16 protein-coding genes, 2 tRNA genes and 1 pseudogene are annotated in these 19467 nt (G+C 64.5%); 11 read left to right on the top strand and 8 right to left on the bottom strand.

All coding sequences use genetic code 11. The features are described from left to right. Positions 1-80 precede the first annotated feature (80 nt). Entirely contained in the window at positions 81-1817 is a 1737-nt protein-coding gene (locus tag NEF64_RS10365) for a flotillin family protein (protein ID WP_235516460.1), read from the bottom strand. Positions 1818-1843: 26 nt separating this feature from the next. After that, positions 1844-2461 (bottom strand): OB-fold-containig protein, encoded by a 618-nt coding sequence (locus NEF64_RS10360; protein ID WP_037528451.1) that lies wholly within the window; start codon positions 2459-2461, stop codon positions 1844-1846. A gap of 301 nt (positions 2462-2762) precedes the next feature. Between NEF64_RS10360 and NEF64_RS10355 the strand changes: the two are divergent. After that, a pseudogene (locus tag NEF64_RS10355) lies at positions 2763-4123 on the top strand (DUF4153 domain-containing protein). A 240-nt stretch (positions 4124-4363) separates the two neighbouring features. Here the strand turns inward: NEF64_RS10355 and NEF64_RS10350 are convergent. Continuing rightward, positions 4364-4439, bottom strand: a tRNA-Ala gene (locus NEF64_RS10350). 281 nt (positions 4440-4720) lie between these two features. Here NEF64_RS10350 and NEF64_RS10345 point away from each other — a divergent pair. Further along, positions 4721-5722 (top strand): NADP-dependent oxidoreductase, encoded by a 1002-nt coding sequence (locus tag NEF64_RS10345; RefSeq protein ID WP_082446994.1) that lies wholly within the window; start codon positions 4721-4723, stop codon positions 5720-5722. Positions 5723-5763: 41 nt separating this feature from the next. On the opposite strand, the gene ypfJ is transcribed toward NEF64_RS10345, so the two are convergent. Further along, on the bottom strand, positions 5764-6696 hold the full coding sequence (gene ypfJ / locus NEF64_RS10340; protein ID WP_056408268.1) for a KPN_02809 family neutral zinc metallopeptidase: 933 nt from the start codon (positions 6694-6696) through the stop codon (positions 5764-5766). A gap of 169 nt (positions 6697-6865) precedes the next feature. On the opposite strand from ypfJ, the gene NEF64_RS10335 reads away from it, so the two are divergent. Together NEF64_RS10335 and NEF64_RS10330 are read left to right on the top strand one after the other, a co-directional pair. Beyond that, on the top strand, positions 6866-7651 hold the full coding sequence (locus tag NEF64_RS10335; RefSeq protein WP_056408271.1) for a 3-hydroxybutyrate dehydrogenase: 786 nt from the start codon (positions 6866-6868) through the stop codon (positions 7649-7651). Then, positions 7648-8352, top strand: coding sequence for a DUF4893 domain-containing protein (locus NEF64_RS10330; RefSeq protein WP_082447022.1), 705 nt, complete (start codon positions 7648-7650; stop codon positions 8350-8352). The genes NEF64_RS10335 and NEF64_RS10330 overlap by 4 nt, the downstream gene beginning before the upstream one ends. Positions 8353-8389: 37 nt before the next feature. Here the strand turns inward: NEF64_RS10330 and NEF64_RS10325 are convergent. Beyond that, positions 8390-8466 (bottom strand) — tRNA-Pro (locus NEF64_RS10325). 273 nt (positions 8467-8739) lie between these two features. Between NEF64_RS10325 and NEF64_RS10320 the strand changes: the two genes are divergently transcribed. The 7 genes from NEF64_RS10320 (at position 8740) to mazG (ending at position 16141) form a co-directional block, all read left to right on the top strand. Next, positions 8740-9726, top strand: a complete 987-nt coding sequence (locus NEF64_RS10320) for a lytic murein transglycosylase (protein WP_235516461.1) — start codon at positions 8740-8742, stop codon at positions 9724-9726. Positions 9727-9892: 166 nt separating this feature from the next. Next, positions 9893-11062 (top strand): D-alanyl-D-alanine carboxypeptidase family protein, encoded by a 1170-nt coding sequence (locus NEF64_RS10315; protein ID WP_056408743.1) that lies wholly within the window; start codon positions 9893-9895, stop codon positions 11060-11062. Positions 11063-11114: 52 nt separating this feature from the next. Next, the gene (locus tag NEF64_RS10310; protein WP_056408276.1) at positions 11115-12092 is read left to right on the top strand and encodes an AAA family ATPase; all 978 of its coding nucleotides are present in this window, start codon (positions 11115-11117) and stop codon (positions 12090-12092) included. A gap of 55 nt (positions 12093-12147) precedes the next feature. Beyond that, positions 12148-13710, top strand: coding sequence for a methionine--tRNA ligase (gene metG / locus NEF64_RS10305; RefSeq protein WP_056408278.1), 1563 nt, complete (start codon positions 12148-12150; stop codon positions 13708-13710). Beyond that, entirely contained in the window at positions 13710-14516 is an 807-nt protein-coding gene (locus NEF64_RS10300) for a TatD family hydrolase (protein WP_056408282.1), read from the top strand. Before metG ends, NEF64_RS10300 begins: the two co-directional genes overlap by 1 nt. Beyond that, positions 14513-15277 carry an MBL fold metallo-hydrolase gene (locus NEF64_RS10295; protein ID WP_056408285.1) on the top strand — a complete coding sequence of 255 codons (765 nt, stop codon included), beginning with the start codon at positions 14513-14515 and terminating at the stop codon, positions 15275-15277. The genes NEF64_RS10300 and NEF64_RS10295 overlap by 4 nt, the downstream gene beginning before the upstream one ends. A gap of 129 nt (positions 15278-15406) precedes the next feature. After that, on the top strand, positions 15407-16141 hold the full coding sequence (gene mazG, locus NEF64_RS10290) for a nucleoside triphosphate pyrophosphohydrolase (protein WP_156360443.1): 735 nt from the start codon (positions 15407-15409) through the stop codon (positions 16139-16141). On the opposite strand, the gene hflX is transcribed toward mazG, so the two are convergent. The 3 genes from hflX to ntrX are packed head-to-tail and all read right to left on the bottom strand — an operon-like array spanning position 16122 to position 19465. Beyond that, positions 16122-17414 carry a GTPase HflX gene (hflX, locus tag NEF64_RS10285; RefSeq protein WP_056408294.1) on the bottom strand — a complete coding sequence of 431 codons (1293 nt, stop codon included), beginning with the start codon at positions 17412-17414 and terminating at the stop codon, positions 16122-16124. The two genes, mazG and hflX, sit on opposite strands and share 20 nt — an antisense overlap. A 24-nt stretch (positions 17415-17438) precedes the next feature. After that, positions 17439-18038, bottom strand: a complete 600-nt coding sequence (gene hfq, locus NEF64_RS10280) for an RNA chaperone Hfq (RefSeq protein ID WP_414711870.1) — start codon at positions 18036-18038, stop codon at positions 17439-17441. Positions 18039-18088: 50 nt separating this feature from the next. Next, positions 18089-19465 carry a nitrogen assimilation response regulator NtrX gene (gene ntrX / locus NEF64_RS10275; RefSeq protein ID WP_031393368.1) on the bottom strand — a complete coding sequence of 459 codons (1377 nt, stop codon included), beginning with the start codon at positions 19463-19465 and terminating at the stop codon, positions 18089-18091. Positions 19466-19467 lie beyond the last annotated feature (2 nt).

Below are 19467 nucleotides of genomic sequence, written 5' to 3'. Positions count from 1 at the left end.
CGTCTCTAGCAAAGATCTGCGCCCCGTCTTCTTCGAAGCGCAGATCGAATTTCAAGGGCTGGGCCTTCGAGTGCCTCCGATCAGGCCGGCGGGTTGCTCGTCCCACCATTAAGTGAAGCGGAATGCTTGTGGGCATCGTTGGAGGAGGCTCGGGCAGGCGCCACTTCCGCGCTGCTCCCTGCGAGCATTCCGTTCAACGAACTGCCCGTCATGCCGAGTTCCGCCATCAGGCCATCGATCAGCGGCCCGCCGACGCGGTAACGCATCGCCGCCGCGACCGCGGCGTCGGCGAGATTGCCCTGGCCGCCCCCGGAGGCGCTATCGCTGCCACTGTCACCGTGCAGGCCCCGCGCATCTAGGATGCTGATCTTGTCGATGTTCTCCATCGGCTTGCTCGCCGCAGCGATGATCGCGGGCAACGCTTCGAGCATCGCGCGGCGGATCAGCAGTGCGGTCTGCGAGTCACTCAGCAGGTTGGTTGCCTCGTTCAGCGAAGCCTGACCTGCCGCGTCGACCTTGAAGGCCGCCTCGCGGCCTTCCGCGCGTGCCTTCTCTGCATCTGCTTCGGCGGTTGCTTCGGTACGCAGGGCACTGGCACGAGCTTCCGCGGCTTCCTTTTCGGCGGTCGCAGCGACGGTGATGCCGACGGCCTCTTCCTGCGCGCGCTGGGTGGCGGCGATCACGGCGACGTTCTTGTTCCGGTTGGCGATCTCGGTCGCCTTGGCAGTAGCGACGCTTTCCTCAGCGCGGACGGCCAGTGCGCGCGCCTCATTCGCAGCGGCGGTTGCGGTCGATTCCTCTTCCGACTTCTGCGCGGTCTGCACCGCAGTTGTGATACGTGCGATCTCGATCGTCCTGTCGCGCTCGATCGTTGCGGTCTGGATCGCGCCGTCACGGGCAATCGTGGCGGTCTGGATCACCTTGTCGGCTTCGGTCTGCGCGACGGTCTGCGCCTGGCCCGCGGTGATGCGGGCGATCTCGGCGAGGCGGGTCTGCTCGGCCTCGGCGGTGGCAATTGCGGTGGCTTGTTCCGCACGGCGCGCGGACAGCGTTTGCTCCTGTGTCAGGCGCGCCTGTTCGGCGGCCTGCGCGATCTCGAGCGACTGGTTGTTGGCGTCGAGGTTGCGCTGCTCGATCTCGACGCGGTTGGTCGCGACGATGTCGTTGCGGATCTTCTTGCGCTCCTCGATCGTCCGCGTGAGCACGGTCAGCCCTTCGGCATCGAACGCGTTGTTCTCGTTGAAATGCTCGAACGCGGTCTGGTCGAAATGCGTGATGCTGACCGACTCGAGCTGGAACCCGTTCATGTCCAGGTCGGTCATCAGCGCCTCCTGCACCTTCTGGATGAAGTCGGCGCGGTTGGCGTGGAGGTGCTCCATCGTCATCGTCGCGGCCACCGATCGCAGCGCGGACACGAGCTTGCCGTCGAGCAGCGACTTCACCGCGTCGGGGCTGTTGACCGAATCGCCAAGCGTCTGCGCCGCGGCGGCGATCGATTCCGCGTCGGGCTTCACCTTGATGTGGAACAGCCCGACGACGTCGACGCGCAGCTTGTCGAGCGTGATCAGCGCGTCCTTGTTAAGGCGCGAGACCTCCAGCTTCACCGTCGTCAGGCGGACCTGCATCAACTCATGAAGCACCGGGATCACCATGATGCCGCCGTTGAGCACGACTTTTTCGCCGCCGAAACCGGTGCGGATCAGCGCAACGTCCTTGGTTGCGCGCCGGTAGAGCCGAGTCAGAATGATGCCGATCACGACAAGCGCGAACAGCACGATACCGGCGTAGATAAGGACGTTCAAAAGCTGTGCGGGCATGAAACCCTCCCCGGTTATGATTGTGGTCAGATCGACTGCAGGAGCGCGTTGGCGTCGGGCAGCGCGTAGAAGAGTTTGCCGTCGCGGCGGACGATCAGGGCGGTCTCGCCGGTGGCGATCACGTCCGCGTCGTCGTGCGGCTCGACCATGATGAAGTGCGCCTGACCATGCTGATCGACGATCTTTGCACGGGCCGGCGATCCGCGGCGGGCGGTGCCTTCGAGGATGGTGCCGCGGCGGCGGAGAAAGTCGTCAGTGGAGATCACGCTGGTTTCGAAGCCGGGCATGATCCGGGCAAGCCCGTTTGCGGCGAGGGTGTTGAGCAGGCTGCCAGCGACCAGCGCACCACCCGAGGCGAGACCCCAGTGCAGTGGGCCGCCGGTCAACGCGGTCGCACCTTGCTGAATGGCTATCCCGGTGAGCGTGAAGCAGCCGAGTAACGACGTCAGCCAGATCAGGATCGGCAGTTCGTGACCGAACCCGAGCCAATCGAGCACGCCACTATCGGTTTCGGCATAAACGTCCGCGTCGAGATCAAGATGGCCGAGCCCAAGGCCGATCGCCTCGATCAGCCCGATCCCGAACATTATAACGAACGCGATCGCAAACGGCGCGTAAGCGGTCGTCAGGAAGATCGCGAACATAAGCCGTAGCAATGTTGAGGGCGCTGCTTGTACATCGGCGAACTGGTAGCGGACAGACGACAACGCTTCGTTACGAAACGCCGGCCGATCCGGATTTTAAACTCCATGTGTCGATGCTCCCCGAACGGAGGCTAGCCCTGCGCCAAGACTTTCGCAACGCGCGCTGAGGACACCGCCCGGGTTTGGATTCATCATCTGCACAGGATCTGTACGACAAGTGAACGGATCGTACGCGGACATTGCGATCTGACGCTCACGGGACCGCTGCAAAGCAGAACCTCGACAGTCGGGGAGCGCGAAGATGAGTCGTCATGGAAGACTGATGGCCAAAATCGGCGCTGCCTTTCCTGGCGGAGATACCGATCGACGACGGCAATGGCGCGGTGGTTGGTGGGTTCGCTTTGGCCTGGATTACCGCCCTGTTCCTGACGCGACGGGGGATCTGGAAAGACGGATCGGCGCGACTGGTGTTGCTTTCCGGCGCCGGATTGGCGGTGGTACTCGTCGACGATCCAAGCTTCCTCGGCTGGGTTCTGTTCTGGACGGCTGTCTCGCTTGCCGCACTCCTGCCGCGGCACGGGTTCGACGATGCGCCCGCCTGGGCGCGCAGGCTCGGCTGGCACGCGATATCCGCCGCCATTGCGCCGCTGAAGGATGCGGCGCGGGTGTCGATAGTCCGCCAGCGTCGAGGACTGTCCTCCAGCGCTTCCGCGCTATCGGGGCCGTCGCCGCGTTGCCTTTGGTAGGCGGCGCGACGTTCCTTGGGCTGTTCGCGAACGCCAACCCGCTGATCGGCTGGGCGTTTTCGCAAATCGTGCTGCCGGATCCGTGGGCGACGATCTGGCGCACGCTGTTCGGCCTCTGCGTGTTGATCACCATCTGGGCAAGCCTGCGGCCAAGTCCTTATACGACGGGTCCATCGCGTTTCGGCGATCGCTCGATCGGTACGGTGTTCGAGCCGGCGGTGGCGCAGCTGACTCTCTTACTCGTGACGTTCAATACGATCTTCGCGGTTGAGAATGGGCTCGACATTGTGTTCCTGTCGAGCGGCGCGGGAGTGCCCTCGGGCGTGACGATGGCGGACTATGCGCACCGTGGCACGTATTCGTTGATCGTAACGGCAGCGCTCGCCGGCGTATTCGTGTTGTTGGCATTCCGTCCGGGCAGTACAGCCGCGTCGCTTCCGCTGGTGCGGCGGCTGGTGACGGTCTGGCTCGTCCAGAACCTGCTGCTGGTCGCGTCGAGTGCATTGCGAACGCTCGATTATGTCGACGCCTACGGGATGACGGTGCTGCGACTGTCGGCACTTCATGGATGGGACTCGTGGCCACGGGCCTGGCGCTGATCGGCTGGCGATTGCTTGTCGATAGGTCGGCGGCGTGCCTGATCAACGCCAATGCGCTGGCGGCTGTGACTGCGTTGGTGACGGCGAGCGTTGTGGATCTTGGCGCGGTCGCGGCGGCTTGGAATGTTCGCACAGCGCTCAAAATGGGTAAGGCGGGGCCGCCGCTCGACCTTTGCTATGTGGGGCGGCTGGGGCCATCGTCGCTCGTCCAACTGGCAACGCTGGAGCAGCATGCACGCGAGCCGCGGCTGCGCGATCGTCTGACGTATCTGCGGTGGGAACGTCAGACCGAAACGGCAGATGCGCAGGCCGATTGACGTCTGTGGACCCCGCGCAACGCGCGACTGCTTGCGACCGTCCGCGGGATGTTCGGCACCAAGGCGCCGCGTTTGCGGTCTGCACCGGACGGACGGCGCTGTGACGGGCTGATTCTGCCGCCGCCCAGGATAGAGATTCTATCAGCGGCGCCGTCCGCTCCGGCACCGAACACGTTAGCGCCGGACACGCCCTCACTTGCCGCTTTATCAAAGACGGTGACAGTATTGAATAGGTTGCGCTGGTGGAGCCGAGGGGAATCGAACCCCTGACCTCTGCAGTGCGATTGCAGCGCTCTCCCATCTGAGCTACGGCCCCGCGCGGTCCGGCGACGCCGGATCTTGCGATATTAGCGATGGCGCCGCCGGCTTGCAATCCACCGCCGCGCTCTCCCCCTCATGTTTTGGACACGGGACATTCATCGCGAACGCGGCTCGCACGGGCGCACCCGGCAACGGCCGCCGGAACTTCGATCAGGGCGCGGGCGATTGACGGGTAGGCTCGCTGTAGACGGGCACGTCATGTGTGCTCTGCCGCTTGGCGGGGGATCCGTTCTGCGCCATACCCGAGTCATGAAACCTCAACGACAGGAGTCAAGAATGTCCCGTGCATGGAGCCTGAAGACGCGTCCACAAGGCATGCCAAAGCATACCGACTTTGAGATGATCGACGTTTCACAGTCCGAGCTGGCCGACGGCGAAGTGCGCATCGCCAACCGCTGGCTCTCGGTCGATCCCTATATGCGCGGTCGCATGAACGACGTGAAAAGCTACACCCCGCCGTTCGAGCTGGGCAAGCCGATGCAGGGCGGTGCGATCGGCGAAGTCGTGGAAAGCCGGGCCGAGGGTCTCAAGGCGGGTGATCTCGTCCAGCATATGGCGGGGTGGCGCGACGAAGCGACGCTGCCGGCAAACCAGGTCCAGAAGCTGCCGGATCTGGCGGTCGATCCACAGGCATTTCTGGGGCAGCTCGGCATGCCGGGCATGACCGCCTATTTCGGTTTGCTCGAGGTTGCCGCTGCCAAGTCCGGCGATACCGTCTTCGTTTCGGCCGCGGCGGGCGCGGTGGGCTCGACCGTCGTTCAGGTCGCCAAGGCCAAGGGCATGACGGTGATCGGCTCGGCAGGCGGAGCGGACAAATGTGCCTGGGTCAAGTCGCTCGGCGCTGATGCCGTGATCGACTACAAGTCCGGTACACCGGTCGTGAAGGGACTTGGCGAGGCTGTGGCCGCGGTCGGGTCAGGCGGGATTGACGTATATTTCGACAATGTCGGCGGCGAACATCTCGATGCGGCATTGGCGCACGCCAAGCTGCACGCCCGGTTCGCGATCTGTGGCATGATCGACGTCTACAACAGCGGCGCGGCGACTGAACTGCGCTATCTCGCAAGGCTGATCGGTAACCGTATCCAGATCCGCGGCTTCATCGTCAGCGATTTCATGGACCGGGCTGCGGAGTTCTACACGGACATGGGCGCCCTGCTGAAGGCGGGCACGTTGCAACGGCAGGAAACCGTGCATGATGGCCTTGACGCGATGCCCGACGCGTTTCTCGGCCTGTTTTCCGGTGGAAATACCGGCAAGATGCTCGTCAAGCTCTGAGCATTTAGCCCCCTCCCGGCCGTGCGGGAGGGGGCACTCATTCAGATCGCGCCCGAGAAGGTGTCGCACACCTTCGGGTCCCCGCTGTCGAGACCACGGCGAAGCCAGGTCTGACGCTGCGCCGAGGTGCCGTGCGTGAAGCTGTCCGGCACGACCCGGCCCTGAGCCTGCTTCTGGAGCGTGTCGTCGCCGATCGCCTGCGCGGCGGTCATGCCCTCCTCGATGTCACCGGGTTCGAGACGGTCGCGATTGGCGGCCGCCCAGACACCGGCGAAACAATCCGCTTGGAGCTCCAGACGAACGGACAGCGCATTGCCCTCGCTCGAATTAGCGCGCTGCTGCGCGCGTGAAACCTGGCTCGACGTGCCGACCAGATTCTGGATGTGGTGACCGAATTCATGCGCGATGACGTAATCCTGCGCAAAGTCGCCGCGGGCGCCGAACCGGTTGGCGAGCTCGTCGAAGAAGCTGGTGTCGAGGAAAATCCCGTTGTCGGTCGGGCAGTAGAAGGGGCCCATCGCCGCCTGTGCCGCGCCGCAGCCCGAACGGCCATTGTCGTCGAAGAAGCTGAGCTTGGGCGCCTGAAACTGTTCGCCGTTTTTCGCGAAGATCGCGGCCCAGGTCTTTTGCGCCGAACTGAAGGCGTTGCACGCGGCGCGTCGCTCGGGGTTCAGCGTGCAGATCGACTGCGCGTCGGTGCCGGAACCCTGTTCGCCGCCGCGGCCGGCCCCGCCTTGCGCTATCTGCCCGGAGGGTGCGCTGGGCGCCGAGCCGCCACCCAGCATGCCACCGATATTGCCGAGGCCGCCGAACAGCGCCATCACGATCAACACGACAACGATGCCGCCGCACCCGAAACGGCTGCCGATCAGCGGCAGAAGGCCGAACAGAAGGCCGCCGCCTCCACCGCCCGAACCGCCGCCGCGGCCCTGATCCTCGACGTTGATGTTGGGGTCGAAATCATCGAGCCGCATGGTCTTAAGACTTTCATTCTGGAGTGGTAACGAAATGTATGGGACGATGCGGAGTTGCATCCGATTGGCTTGCCGGGTCTAATCGTATTCTGCCGACCTTTGGAAGGCATGACAAAGCGTTGTACGGCGAGCGGGGCGTTCCGGCCGCGTCAAGATGGGGGACGAGACAATGTTTCTGGCGGGCAGGACGGCGGTCATCACCGGATCCACATCGGGGATCGGTCTTGCCTATGCGCGAGCCTTTGCGGGGGAGGGGGCCTGCGTCGTTCTCAACGGCTTTGGCGACGCCGCGACGATCGAGGCGGAGCGTGTGGCGCTGAGCACGATCAGCGGCGCGACCGCGCTTTACGATGCCGCTGACATGACCCGCCCCGCCGAGATTGCCGCACTGGTCGAGCGCGCGGTCGCGGAAACGGGGAATTGCGATATCGTCGTCAACAATGCGGGCATCCAGCATGTCGCGGGAATTGCGGATTTTCCCGTCGCGACCTTCGATAGGATCATCGCGATCAACATGGCGTCGGCCTGGCACATGATGCGGGCGGCGATTCCGCATATGCGGCGCCGAGGCTGGGGCCGGATCATCTCGACCGCGTCGGCGCATTCGCTGGTCGCTAGCCCGAACAAGTCGGCCTATGTCATGGCAAAGCATGCCATCGCCGGACTGACCAAGACGATCGCACTCGAAACCGCGACCGACAACATCACGGTTAACTGCATCTCGCCCGGCTATGTCTGGACGCCGCTGGTCGAGGATCAGATTCCGGATACGATGGCGGCGCGGGGGATGACACGCGAGCAGGTCGTGAACGACATTCTGCTCGCCGCGCAACCGACCAAGGCCTTCGTCACGCCGGAGCAGGTCGCAGCGCTCGCACTCTTCCTGTGCCGCGACGAGGCTAGCGCGATGACCGGCGCAAATCTGTCGATGGACGGCGGTTGGACGGCAGCATGACAGGTGTCGGCGGTGCCCGTGTCGACGCGCGACGCGCGATCGGGGCGTTGGCGACATGCGTCTTGCTCGTCGCCTGCGGGGGCGGAAAACGGATCGCCAGCGCGCCGCCCCCCGAAGTCGAGCGAACCGATCCCACCGGACGAGGGGCGGGATGGCGCACGGCAGCAACGGTTGCCGACCGCGCAAGGCTGCGCGACTGGCGCGATGCGTGGATGGATGCGCTTGCGCAGATCCCGCAGCGTGAGATTGCCGCGGATCCTCAATTGTTCGATCCGGACCGGGCACTCCCCGATCCGTTGCCACCGATCGGCACCTATCGGTGTCGCACGATCAAGCTCGGGGCGCCTGGAGCGGGCGCGTCACGCTTCATTGCCTATGGCTGGTTCTCGTGCCGCATCGAACAGCCTGCACGCACGGGGGGAGACGGGGAACTGACGTTCAAGCGGCTGGGGGGATCGCAACGTCCGTCCGGGACGCTATACCGCGAATCGCGGGCAGATTCGGCTCCGCGACCGCGTGCGATCTTCCTCGGCAGCATGGCGTTGGGTGACGAACAGCGTCCAATGCGCTACGGCACCGACGCAAATCGCGACCTGGCGGGTGTGATGGAGCGCATCGGTGACCGGCGCTGGCGGCTGATACTGCCGCATCCACGCTTCGAATCTCTACTCGACATCGTCGAGATCGTACCGATGGAATAGACCCGGCAGCTCCGGATCGCTGCGACACTGCGCAACATGGTCGGGGAGACAGGATTCGAACCTGCGACCCCCTGGTCCCAAACCAGGTGCGCTACCAGCCTGCGCCACTCCCCGACGCCGCAGCCCTTAGCGGGTGCGGTTGACGAAAGGCAAGCAGCTTCGTGTCGGCGGGCAGGGAAAGTCGTCACTGAAGGACGGGGCCGGCACCCGAACAATAGCCTTGGCGGGGAAGGGTAGCAGCGCAGCGGGCGTCCAAGCGTCGGTGCGAGCCGTGCTTGCGTCAGGGCGAGGTTCCGATGCGGGCGCCCCTATGGCAGAGCAAGCGTCATGTGGGCAAAATCTATCCTATCGAGTGCGTTGCGACGTGGCGCTTTGACCATCGCGGCGATGACCGCGGTCACCACCCCCGCATGTGCGCAGGACGAGGCGGGGTTTCAGGCCTATCTCGCCCAACTTCGCACGCAGGCGCTGGCGGCTGGAGTCACGGCGCGTACGGTGGACTCCGTCTTTCCCACGTTGACGCTGAACGAGCGTGTCATCGCGCTCGATCGTGCACAGCCGGGCGGCGGCACGAGCAGCGCCATTCCGGCCTTCGCGCCGTACAAGGCGCAGCATGTCGACGCGGCGCGGATCGGACGCGGTCGGGAAACCTATCGGGCGCAGCGGGGCAGGCTGCAGCGTATCGAGCGCGAAACAGGTGTGCCCGAATCGATCATGGTCGCGATCTGGGGGCATGAGACCAATTACGGCAGCTACACCGGAAACTTCGACATTCTGCGGTCGCTCGCGAGCCTCGCCTATGAGGGGCGTCGGCGATCGCTGTTTGCGGGCGAGTTCATTGCCGGCTTGAAGATCGTCGACCGGGGCATTTCCCGCGAACAACTCAAGGGCAGTTGGGCAGGCGCGATGGGCAATCCGCAATTTCTGCCGTCCATCTATCTTCGACTGGCCCGTGACGGGGATGGCGACGGCCGCGCGGATATCTGGAACAGTCCGGCCGATACGCTGGCGTCAATCGGCAATTATTTCACCAATGCCGGCTGGCGCAGCGGGCAACCCTGGGGCGTTGCGGTCTCCGTGCCGCAGGGATTCGATCGGTCGCAGGTACGCAATCGGCTTGTATCGCCGCGGTGCCCGCGCGTGTTCGAACGGCATAGCGGCTGGCGAACGATCGCCGAGTGGCGCGGTCTGGGGGTGATGACGCAAGGCGCCTCATGGCCGGCCGACAATGTCATGGCGACGCTGCTCGAACCCGACGGTCCCGGCGCCACGGCGTATCTGCTCACGAGTAATTACCGCGTGATCCTCGACTATAATTGCTCGAATTTTTATGCGCTGTCGGTGGGGCTGCTGGCGGATGCAGTCGAGCGCTGAACGGCGTGCCCAATAGACTCAAAGCCAGGCGTGACGCGGTTGCCAAGCCCGGCTATGACTTCGATAAGGTCCCGGCGGCGCCGCGAGCCTGCCTCCCATCGCGTTCCTCTTTGACGTAACGGATATCATGACGAAGCTGCCCATGAACACGCTGCCCTTTACTCAAATGGTCCGGCGCCGCATCGCCGTCGCGCCGCTGGCGATGATCGCGCTTGCGACGCCGTCGATCGCGGCCGCGCCACAGTTCCAGACCAGCGCGCCGATCGCCTATATGGAAGATCTGTCGTCGGGCGCGGTCCTGTTCGCACGCGATGCCGATCGCCGTATGCCGCCGGCGTCGATGGCGAAGATGATGACGGTCTATGTCGCGTTCGACATGCTCAAAAAGGGCGAGCTCAAGCTCGATCACATGGTCACCGTCCGGCCGGAGACCTGGGCAAAATGGCATGGTCCGTCAGCGGGTTCGACCATGTTCCTGTCGGCGAACGAGAGCGTCAGCGTGGCCAATCTGCTGTATGGCATCGTGACATTGTCGGGCAACGACGCCTGCGTCGTTCTTGCGGAATCGATCTCGGGCTCGGAGCCCGCCTTTACCGAGCGCATGAACCGCGTCGCGGCACAGCTCGGCCTCAAGGACAGTCATTTCGGGACGTCGAACGGGTGGCCAGACAACGGCGTGACCTATGTCACTGCGCATGATCTGGCCAAGCTGGCATCGGCGACGATCACCAATCATCCCCAGCTCTACAAGCAATTCTATGCAAAGCGCGATTTCACCTGGGGCAAGACCATGGGCGGCAGCGCGATTACCCAGGCCAATCGTGATCCGCTGCTCGGCCGCGTCGCGGGTGCCGACGGTTTAAAGACCGGACATACCGAGGAAGCCGGATACGGATTCACCGGGTCGGCCGAGCAGAATGGTCGCCGTCTGGTATTGGTCGTCGCCGGCCTGAAGAGCTCGACAGAGCGCGCGAACGAGTCGGTACGGTTCATGGACTGGGGCTTCCGCGCGTGGCAGTCCAAGCCGATCGTCGCGAAGGGTCGGAAGGTCGAGGAGGCCAGCGTGCAGATGGGCGGCTCATCGAGCGTCGGCCTTATCGCGCCCAAGGCGCTGACCGTCACCGTGCCGGCGGGGACATCGCCGAACCTGAACGCCAAGGTCGTCTATCAGGGGCCGGTCAAGGCGCCGATTAAGGCGGGCCAGCACATCGCGGATCTCGTCGTGTCGATGCCTGACGGGGTCGAGCAGCGTATGCCGCTGGTCGCGGAAAACGACGTTGCCGAAGCCGGGTTCTTCGGGCGCGCCTGGTCCGGGCTGACCGGGCTGTTCGGTTGAAGCTTGGCGTGCCGGCGCGTGTGTTTACCGTTCGGGTGAGTCCGCCGCCGGCATGACCGAGATAATCGGCAATGCCGCGGCGCAGTCCGCTTTCGCCGCGGCGATGCACAGCGGCGCGCTTCACCATGCGTGGCTGTTCACCGGCCCGCAGGGAGTTGGCAAGGCAAGCTTCGCACGGCTGGCGGCGATGCGCATGCTGGCCGATGCGCGCGGCGGGTCGACCGAGCCGCGCGGGTTTGCCGTGCCGGCCGGCGACCCCACGCGCGCGCTGATCGAGGCGGGTTCGCACCCCGATTTCCGCCTGCTGACGCGTCTGCCCAAGGATCCTGAAAAGCCCGACCAGGATCTCGCGCGCAGTATCACGATCGCGCAGGTCCGTACGCTCCAGCCGCTCTTTGCGACGACGCCATCAATGAGCCCGCGACGGGTCGTCATGATCGACGCGATCGACGATCTGGAGCGCGGCGGCAGCAATGCGTTGCTCAAGAACCTTGAGGAACCACCCGCCGGCACGATCTTCCTTCTCGTCAGCCACGCGCCGGGACGGCTATTGCCGACGATCCGGTCGCGGTGCCGGGTCTTGCGGTTCGAGGCACTGACGCCCGACGAGGTCGCGGTGACGTTGCGACTGGCGCAGCCGGACCTCGACCACGACGAGATATCTGCCCTCGTACGTGCGAGTGAGGGAGCGCCGGGCAGGGCGCTGCGCTATGCGGGTTTCGATATTGCAAGCCTCGACGAGGCGATTGCGCGGATCGCCGACGAAGGCGATCGCGATAACGGGCATCGGCTTCGGCTGGCGAAGTCACTCGCTGGGAAGGCGTCGCAACCCCGGTACGAGGCATTTCTCGATCGCGTGCCGGCGTTCATCGCGCGTGCGGCGCGGGACCGGTCGGGCGTCCGGCTGAAGACCGCGCTCGACGCGCATGCCGCGGCCCGTGACCTGTCGGCCGCCGCCATCGGCCTGTCGCTCGATGCGCAGGCGACCGTCTTCGAGCTGGCGGGAATTCTCGCGACGCTGCGTACCTGACGAAGCGGGCGGCATGGGCTTCACCTGCCCGGGGGGATGCTCTAGGAGCGCCGACATGGCCGACCCTTACTATATCACCACCGCAATCCATTATCCCAATGGCCGACCGCATATCGGTCATGCCTATGAAATGGTTGCAGCCGACGCGATCGCCCGCTTTCAGCGTCAGGCGGGACGGGACGTGCTGTTCCAGACCGGTACCGACGAACACGGCCTGAAGATGGTTCAGGCCGCACGCGACCGCGGCGTCCCCGTTCGCGAATTCGCGGACGAAATGTCATCTTATTTCAGCGGGATGGCCGATCGTCTTGATATCTCCTATGATCGGTTCATCCGGACCGTCGATACCGACCATTACGCGGCAAGCCAGGCGATCTGGCAGGCGATGGCGGATGCCGGGGACCTTTATCTCGATCGTTATGAGGGCTGGTATTCGGTCCGCGATGAAGCCTTTTACGACGAGTCCGAACTGACGGGGGAGGTCGCCGATCGCCGGTCTCCGCAAGGCACGCCGGTCGAATGGACCGCCGAGGAAACCTGGTTCTTCCGCTTGTCGAAATATCAGCAGCCCTTGCTCGATCTCTACGCCGCGAACCCCGACTTCATCCGTCCTGAGAGCCGCCGCAACGAGGTCATGCGCTTTGTCGAAGGGGGCCTGTCCGACCTCTCTGTGTCGCGGACCAGCTTCGACTGGGGTGTGCCCGTGCCGGGAAGTCCGGGCCACGTCATGTATGTCTGGGTCGACGCGCTCACAAATTACCTTACTGGGACGGGTTATCCGAACACCGGACCGGATGACGCAAATCTCGCGCGTTTCTGGCCGGCGGACCTTCACCTGATCGGCAAGGACATTGTCCGCTTCCATGCCGTCTTCTGGCCCGCCTTCCTGATGTCCGCGAACATCCCGCTGCCCAAAAGCGTCTTTGGCCACGGCTTTCTCCTCACCCGCGGCGAGAAGATGTCGAAGTCGGTTGGTAACGTCGTCGATCCGATGGTGCTGGCGGATGCGTTCGGCGTCGATGCGCTGCGCTATTTCTTTCTTCGCGACGTCAGCTTCGGGCAGGATGGCAGCTACTCGGCCGAGGCGATCGTCACGCGGGTCAACGCCGAGCTCGCGAACAGCTTCGGCAACCTGGCCCAGCGGACGTTGTCGTTCATTGCCAAGAATCTAGACGGCGCATTGCCCATCGTGACGGCGATCGAGCCGGCCGACGCGGCGCTGCTCGACGACGTCACCGCGGCCTGCGCCGCGTTCAGATCTGGCTTTGCCGACCTCGCTCTGTCGCACGCCATCGAGGCGTGGATGCGGGGCGTCTTTGCCTGCAACCAGTATATCGACGTGCAGGCGCCCTGGGCGTTGCGCAAGACCGACCCGGCACGGATGAACACGGTGCTGGCGACGTTGGTGCGCGCAATCCGGATGCTCGCCATCACGATTCTTCCGGTCGTGCCGAGCGCAGCGAGCAAGGTCCTCGACCAGATCGGTGCAGAGGGCCGGGATCATGCCGCGCTTGACGATGACGGCTGGTATGACCGGCAGTCCGCGAGCGAGTTCCGGATCGTCGCGCCGACCGGCGCGTTTCCACGGCTTGAGATGCCTGCGGAGACCGACGCCTGATGCTTGCAGACAGTCATTGCCACCTGAATTACCCCGGCTTGATCGAGGATCAGCCGGCGGTCCTCGATCGCGCGCGGGCGCGCGGTGTGACGGCGATGCTCAACATTTCGACACGGGAGAGCGAATGGGATGCGGTGATCGCGACCGCGGACCGTGAGCTCGATGTCTGGGCTACGGTCGGCATTCATCCCAATGAAGCGGATGCCCATCCTGCGATCGACGCGGCGCGTCTGGTCGAGCGCGCACGTCACCCGCGGGTCGTGGGCTTGGGTGAGACCGGGCTCGATTATTACCGCGAGACCTCCGACCGCGCGCGCCAGGCGCTGAGCTTCCGCGCGCATATCGACGCGGCGCGCGAGACCGGCTTGCCGATAGTCGTGCATACCCGCGATGCCGAAGAGGACACCGCGGCGATCCTTTCGGACGAGATGGTGAAGGGGGCCTATGGCGGCGTGATCCACTGCTTCACGGCAAGCTCAGCATTTGCCGACAAGGCACTGGAACTTGGCCTCTATATATCGCTGTCGGGGATCGTCACGTTCAAGAACGCGCGCGACCTTCAGGCGATCGCCGCGCGCTTGCCGATCGAACGGCTGCTGATCGAAACCGACGCGCCTTTTCTTGCGCCCGTGCCCAATCGGGGCAAGACGGGGGAGCCCGGCTTTGTCGCGGATACCGCGCAGTTCGTGGCCGACCTGCGTGGCGTCTCCGTCGGCGAGCTGTCCCAGCGGACGGCCGAGAATTTCCACACGCTGTTTGCCAAGACACGGCTGGTCGATACGCCGGCTGCGGCGCACCGCGCGTGAAAATCACGATCCTCGGCTCGGGTACGTCTTCCGGCGTGCCCCGGATCGGCAATGACTGGGGTGCATGCGATCCCGCCGAACCGCGCAACCGGCGCACCCGCGTCTCCGCACTCGTCGAGCATGCCGGCACCCGGATCCTGATCGATACAGGGCCAGACATGCGTGAGCAGTTGCTCGCGGCGAACGTCTCCGAGGTGGATGCGGTCATCTGGACGCATGATCACGCCGATCACTGCCACGGCATTGATGACCTCCGGCAGCTCTATCACGCGATGGGCGCGCCCGTGATCGGCTTTGCGCGGCCGGCCACGCTCGCCGCGCTTGAGGATCGCTTCACCTATGCGTTCCGGGGCCGCAGCGGTTATCCGTCGACGATCGCCGGGGCGGTCTTGCCGGACCGACTGACAATCGGCGCGATCGACATTCGTGTTACCGATCAGCCGCACGGATCGATCCACGCCGCTGGGCTGCGCTTCGAGGCAGATGGCAAGGCAATCGGTTATGCGACCGATTTCAACATCATGACTGATGATATGGCCGCGATGTATACGGGGCTGGACGTGTGGGTTGTCGATGCACTGCGCCGTCGTCCGCATCCGACGCATCCACAACTCTCAGCCGTCTTGGGTTGGGTCGATGCGTTCAAGCCGCGGCGGACCGCGCTTATCCATATGGACAACAGCATGGACTATGCAGCGTTGAGGGCGGAACTGCCTGACACAGTGGAGCCTGGCTTTGATGGGCAGATCCTCGAAGCCTGACACATACCGACCCTAGAGCATTTTACATAATGCATATTATCGGATCGGAGGTGGTTTGTTATTAAGCTTTTGATTTCGTCATAGCATCGGCGATGTCCACGTCATTCTCACTTTATGCGGAGCGCCGCCATGATTGACCGCCTCACGACCATCATGGCGCGACTGCGCGATCCGGATACGGGATGCGAATGGGACCGTGTTCAAACATCGAGGACGATTGCTCGCTACACGATCGAAGAGGCCTATGAGGTCGTCGACGCGATCGAACGCGGCGATCTTGCCGATCTGAAGGACGAACTCGGCGACCTGTTGTTGCAGGTGGTATTCCATGCCCGCATTGCAGAGGAAGCGGGTGCATTTGCCCTGCCCGACGTCATCGACGCTATCAGCGACAAGATGGAGCGCCGACACCCGCACATCTTCGGTCCTGCGGAGACGTCGCCCGGTTGGGAAACGATCAAGGCGACCGAGCGCGCGAGCAAGCCTGACCAGAGTGCCCTCGCCGGCGTCGCCACCGCGCTGCCTTCGCTGGCGCGTGCCGACAAGCTGCAAAAACGTGCTGCGCGGGTCGGGTTCGACTGGCCCGATTCAGCCGGCTCCTTGGCCAAGGTACACGAAGAACTCGACGAGATTGCGACAGCGACCGCCGACACACTGGCCGAAGAGGTCGGCGACCTTCTGTTCGCGGTGACCAATTATGCCCGCCACCTTGGTGTCGATCCCGAGGTGGCGTTACGCGCGGGCAATGCAAAGTTCGAAGCCCGGTTCCGGGCGATGGAACACATCGCCGGTGCGGGCTTCGAAGCTTTGTCGCTTGAGGAAAAGGAAGCGCTTTGGCAGGCGGTCAAGCGTCGCGGCGGCTGAACCGGTCGTAATCGGTGTCGGACAGCCGTACGTCATAGGTGGTGGCCAGCCCGTCCGCGAGACTGCTGAGCACCTCGCCATGCGCGTGCAACCATGCCGCGCCTGCGCCGTCCGTCGCATCGAGCGTGATGTGATAGCGGCGATGCGCATCCGTCAGTTTGGCAGCGACCTGCTCGACGAGATGGTCCACCCCCTCCCCACTCAGCGCCGAGATCGCCACGACATCCTCGCGATGCGCAGCCTCCCCGGCAATCTCGTCATGGTCGGCAGGATCGAGCAGATCCAGCTTGTTCCAGACTTCGAACCGCGGGGTCATATCGTCGACGCCGATGTCCGCCAGCACCGCCTCGACATCGGCACGTTGCGCCTCAGTATCGGGATGCGCGATGTCACGGACGTGGATCAGCAGATCGGCAGACACCACTTCCTCCAGCGTCGCCTTGAACGCCGCGACGAGCTGGGTCGGCAGGTCCGAGACGAACCCCACCGTGTCGGAGAGGATCGCCTTGTCGATACCGGGCAACCGGATTTGCCGAAGCGTCGGATCCAGCGTCGCGAACAGCAGGTCTTCGGCCATGACGTCGGCACCGGTCAACCGATTGAACAGCGTCGACTTTCCGGCATTGGTATAGCCCACGAGCGCGATGACGGGCCAAGGGGCTCGTTGGCGTCGCTCGCGGTGCAGGCCGCGGGTGCGGCTGACCTGTTCGAGTTCGCGCCGGAGCCGCGCCATCCGGTCCCGGATAAGCCGGCGATCCGCCTCGATCTGGGTTTCACCAGGCCCGCCGAGAAAGCCGAACCCGCCGCGCTGACGCTCGAGATGAGTCCAGCTCCGAACGAGCCGGCCGGCCTGGTAGTCGAGATGCGCGAGTTCAACCTGCAGCCGCCCTTCGGCCGTCGCCGCGCGCTCCCCGAAGATTTCGAGGATCAGCCCGGTGCGGTCGATGACCTTCGTCTCCAGCGCCTTTTCGAGATTGCGCTGCTGGATCGGGCTCAGGCTCGCATCGAACACGACGAGCCCCGCCTCCTCCATTCGCACCTGTGTCGCGAGGAGCTCGACCTGCCCGCTGCCGATCAACGTTGCGGGCTTGGCCTGGCGAACGCGATAGGCGATCCGCTCGACCACCTCCACGCCAATGGCGGCAGCGAGGCCCGCCGTCTCTTCGAGCCGTGCGTCGACATCGCGTGTCGCATCGCCCTGATCGGGCAAGACGACGATCGCTTTCGTGCCGCGGGCGAACTCGTCACGGTCACGGTCGAAACCACTACTCATGCGTATTGCCCCAGGCCGTCATGATCATGCGTCGTCCACCGCATCCGTCTCGTCGCTGTCGTCGGGATCCTCGGCAAGGTTCAGGGGCCGCGCAGGCTGGATCGTCGACACCGCGTGCTTGTAGACGAGCTGCGCCATGCCTTCGCGCTGGAGCAGCATGCAGAACAGGTCGAAGCCGGCAATCTGGCCCTGGAGCATGACGCCGTTGATCAGGAACATGGTCACGCTGTCTTCCGACTTGCGGACCGCGTTCAGGAAAATTTCCTGCAGAAGCGGCTGCTTCTTCTGCGTTTCTGCGACGGCGTTCACGATCGCGGCGACGTCCATCGGTCCCGCGGGCATGATCGTCGAAATCGCGTGCTTGTAGATGAGCTGGGACTGACCGTCGCGACGTAGCAGCACCGAGAAATTATCGAACCAGGTGACGATACCCTGGAGCTTGACGCCCTTGACGAGGAACATCGTGACGGGGGTCTTGGTGCGGCGCAGTGCGTTGAGGAACAGGTCCTGGAGCGAGCCAATTTTTTCGGCCAATGGGATAACCCTTGTTTTTGGCGGGACTTTGCCCGCGTGGCGCCGTTTCCCGGCGTCGGAGATCACCCGATTGCCGGGCGAGCGTCTAATCTATGTTCCCGGTACCGCTTCGTCCATAGGGGCGGGCGACAGATATGCGATCAATCGTCGCGCGTCTCGGTGATCCCGAGCAGCTTCAGCTTCCGGTGCAGCGCCGATCGCTCCATCCCGATAAAGCTCGCGGTGCGCGAGATGTTGCCGGAGAACCGACGGATCTGAACACGCAGATACTCCCGTTCGAAGGTTTCACGCGCCTCGCGGAGCGGCGAGCCCATGATCGCGGTCCCCCCGGCGCTGCCCATGTCGCCCTGATCGCCCAGGACTTCGGCCGGCAGCAGGTCGAGATCGATGCGTCCCAGTCGGTCGCCCGGCGCAAGGATGATCGTCCGTTCGACCACGTTGCGAAGCTGGCGCACATTTCCCGGCCAGTCGTAGGATTGCAGCGCAACCATCGCATCGGGCGCGATTTCCGGTGTCCGGACCCGGCGTTCTGCCGCATAATGCGCGATGAAATGCTGGACCAGCGCAGGAATGTCCTCGCGGCGATCCGCGAGCGGCGGGATAGCCACCGGCACGACGTTCAACCGGTAATAGAGGTCCTCGCGAAACCGACCCTCGGCAATCTCGTGGACGAGGTCGCGCGCCGTCGCGGACACCACACGCACATCGACCTTCACGACCCTGGTACCGCCGATCCGCGTAAAGCTCTGGTCGGTCAGGACCCGCAAGATCCGCGCTTGCGTCGTGATCGGCATGTCGGCGATCTCGTCGAGGAACAGTGTTCCGCCATGCGCCTGCTCGAGCAGCCCGGGGCGGATCTTGTCCCCGCCCTCCTCCGCGCCGAATAACTCTTCGTCGACACGTTCGGGGGTCATCATCGCGGCGCTGACGATCACGAACGGCGCATCGGTGCGCAGGCTCCAGCCGTGCAGGAGGCGTGCAGCGACCTCCTTGCCGACCCCTGCCCCACCCATGATCAGCACGCGGCTGCCGGTCGCGGCGACGCGCTTGAGCGTTGCCCGGACGCCGTTGATCGCTCCCGAATTGCCGGTGAGATCGGTCTCGCGGCCGACCGTGGCCCGCAGCGAGGCGACCTCGCGGCGCAGCCGTTCGGTTTCGGTCGCGCGCGCCACCATGAGCAGCAGTCGCTCGGCTTCGAACGGTTTCTCGATGAAGTCCGACGCGCCACGCCGGATCGCCGCGACCGCGGTGTCGAGATTGCCGTGACCCGATATCACCAGCACCGGGATCGACGGATCGCGCCGTTTGATCTCGTCGAGCAGCTCGAGCCCGTCGAGGCGCGACCCCTGCAGCCAGACGTCGAGCAGCACGAGCGACGGCCGCCGCGCCGCGATCGCTTCGAGCGCGGCGTCGCTGTCGCCCGCATCGCGCGTCTGATAGCCCTCGTCCTCCAGGACGCCGGCCACCAGTTCGCGAATGTCACGTTCGTCGTCCACGACGAGAATATCGAGCGCCATCA

The organism is Sphingomonas aerolata (assembly GCF_023935825.1).
GTDB classification, from domain to species: Bacteria; Pseudomonadota; Alphaproteobacteria; order Sphingomonadales; family Sphingomonadaceae; genus Sphingomonas; species Sphingomonas aerolata.
Note: the sequence above shows the minus strand (reverse complement) of the source record. Positions and strands in the feature narration are given on the sequence as shown.

Excerpts from the sequence above, each read along its gene's own strand:
- NEF64_RS10335 (WP_056408271.1), top strand. The coding sequence starts at position 6,866 with ATGTTTCTGGCGGGCAGGACGGCGGTCATCACCGGATCCACATCGGGG.
- NEF64_RS10365 (WP_235516460.1), bottom strand. The coding sequence starts at position 1,817 with ATGCCCGCACAGCTTTTGAACGTCCTTATCTACGCCGGTATCGTGCTG.
- NEF64_RS10315 (WP_056408743.1), top strand. The coding sequence starts at position 9,893 with ATGGTCCGGCGCCGCATCGCCGTCGCGCCGCTGGCGATGATCGCGCTT.
- NEF64_RS10330 (WP_082447022.1), top strand. The coding sequence starts at position 7,648 with ATGACAGGTGTCGGCGGTGCCCGTGTCGACGCGCGACGCGCGATCGGG.
- NEF64_RS10360 (WP_037528451.1), bottom strand. The coding sequence starts at position 2,461 with ATGTTCGCGATCTTCCTGACGACCGCTTACGCGCCGTTTGCGATCGCG.
- metG (WP_056408278.1), top strand. The coding sequence starts at position 12,148 with ATGGCCGACCCTTACTATATCACCACCGCAATCCATTATCCCAATGGC.
- hflX (WP_056408294.1), bottom strand. The coding sequence starts at position 17,414 with ATGAGTAGTGGTTTCGACCGTGACCGTGACGAGTTCGCCCGCGGCACG.
- NEF64_RS10345 (WP_082446994.1), top strand. The coding sequence starts at position 4,721 with ATGTCCCGTGCATGGAGCCTGAAGACGCGTCCACAAGGCATGCCAAAG.
- NEF64_RS10320 (WP_235516461.1), top strand. The coding sequence starts at position 8,740 with ATGACCGCGGTCACCACCCCCGCATGTGCGCAGGACGAGGCGGGGTTT.
- NEF64_RS10300 (WP_056408282.1), top strand. The coding sequence starts at position 13,710 with ATGCTTGCAGACAGTCATTGCCACCTGAATTACCCCGGCTTGATCGAG.
- ypfJ (WP_056408268.1), bottom strand. The coding sequence starts at position 6,696 with ATGCGGCTCGATGATTTCGACCCCAACATCAACGTCGAGGATCAGGGC.
- NEF64_RS10310 (WP_056408276.1), top strand. The coding sequence starts at position 11,115 with ATGACCGAGATAATCGGCAATGCCGCGGCGCAGTCCGCTTTCGCCGCG.
- mazG (WP_156360443.1), top strand. The coding sequence starts at position 15,407 with ATGATTGACCGCCTCACGACCATCATGGCGCGACTGCGCGATCCGGAT.
- ntrX (WP_031393368.1), bottom strand. The coding sequence starts at position 19,465 with ATGGCGCTCGATATTCTCGTCGTGGACGACGAACGTGACATTCGCGAA.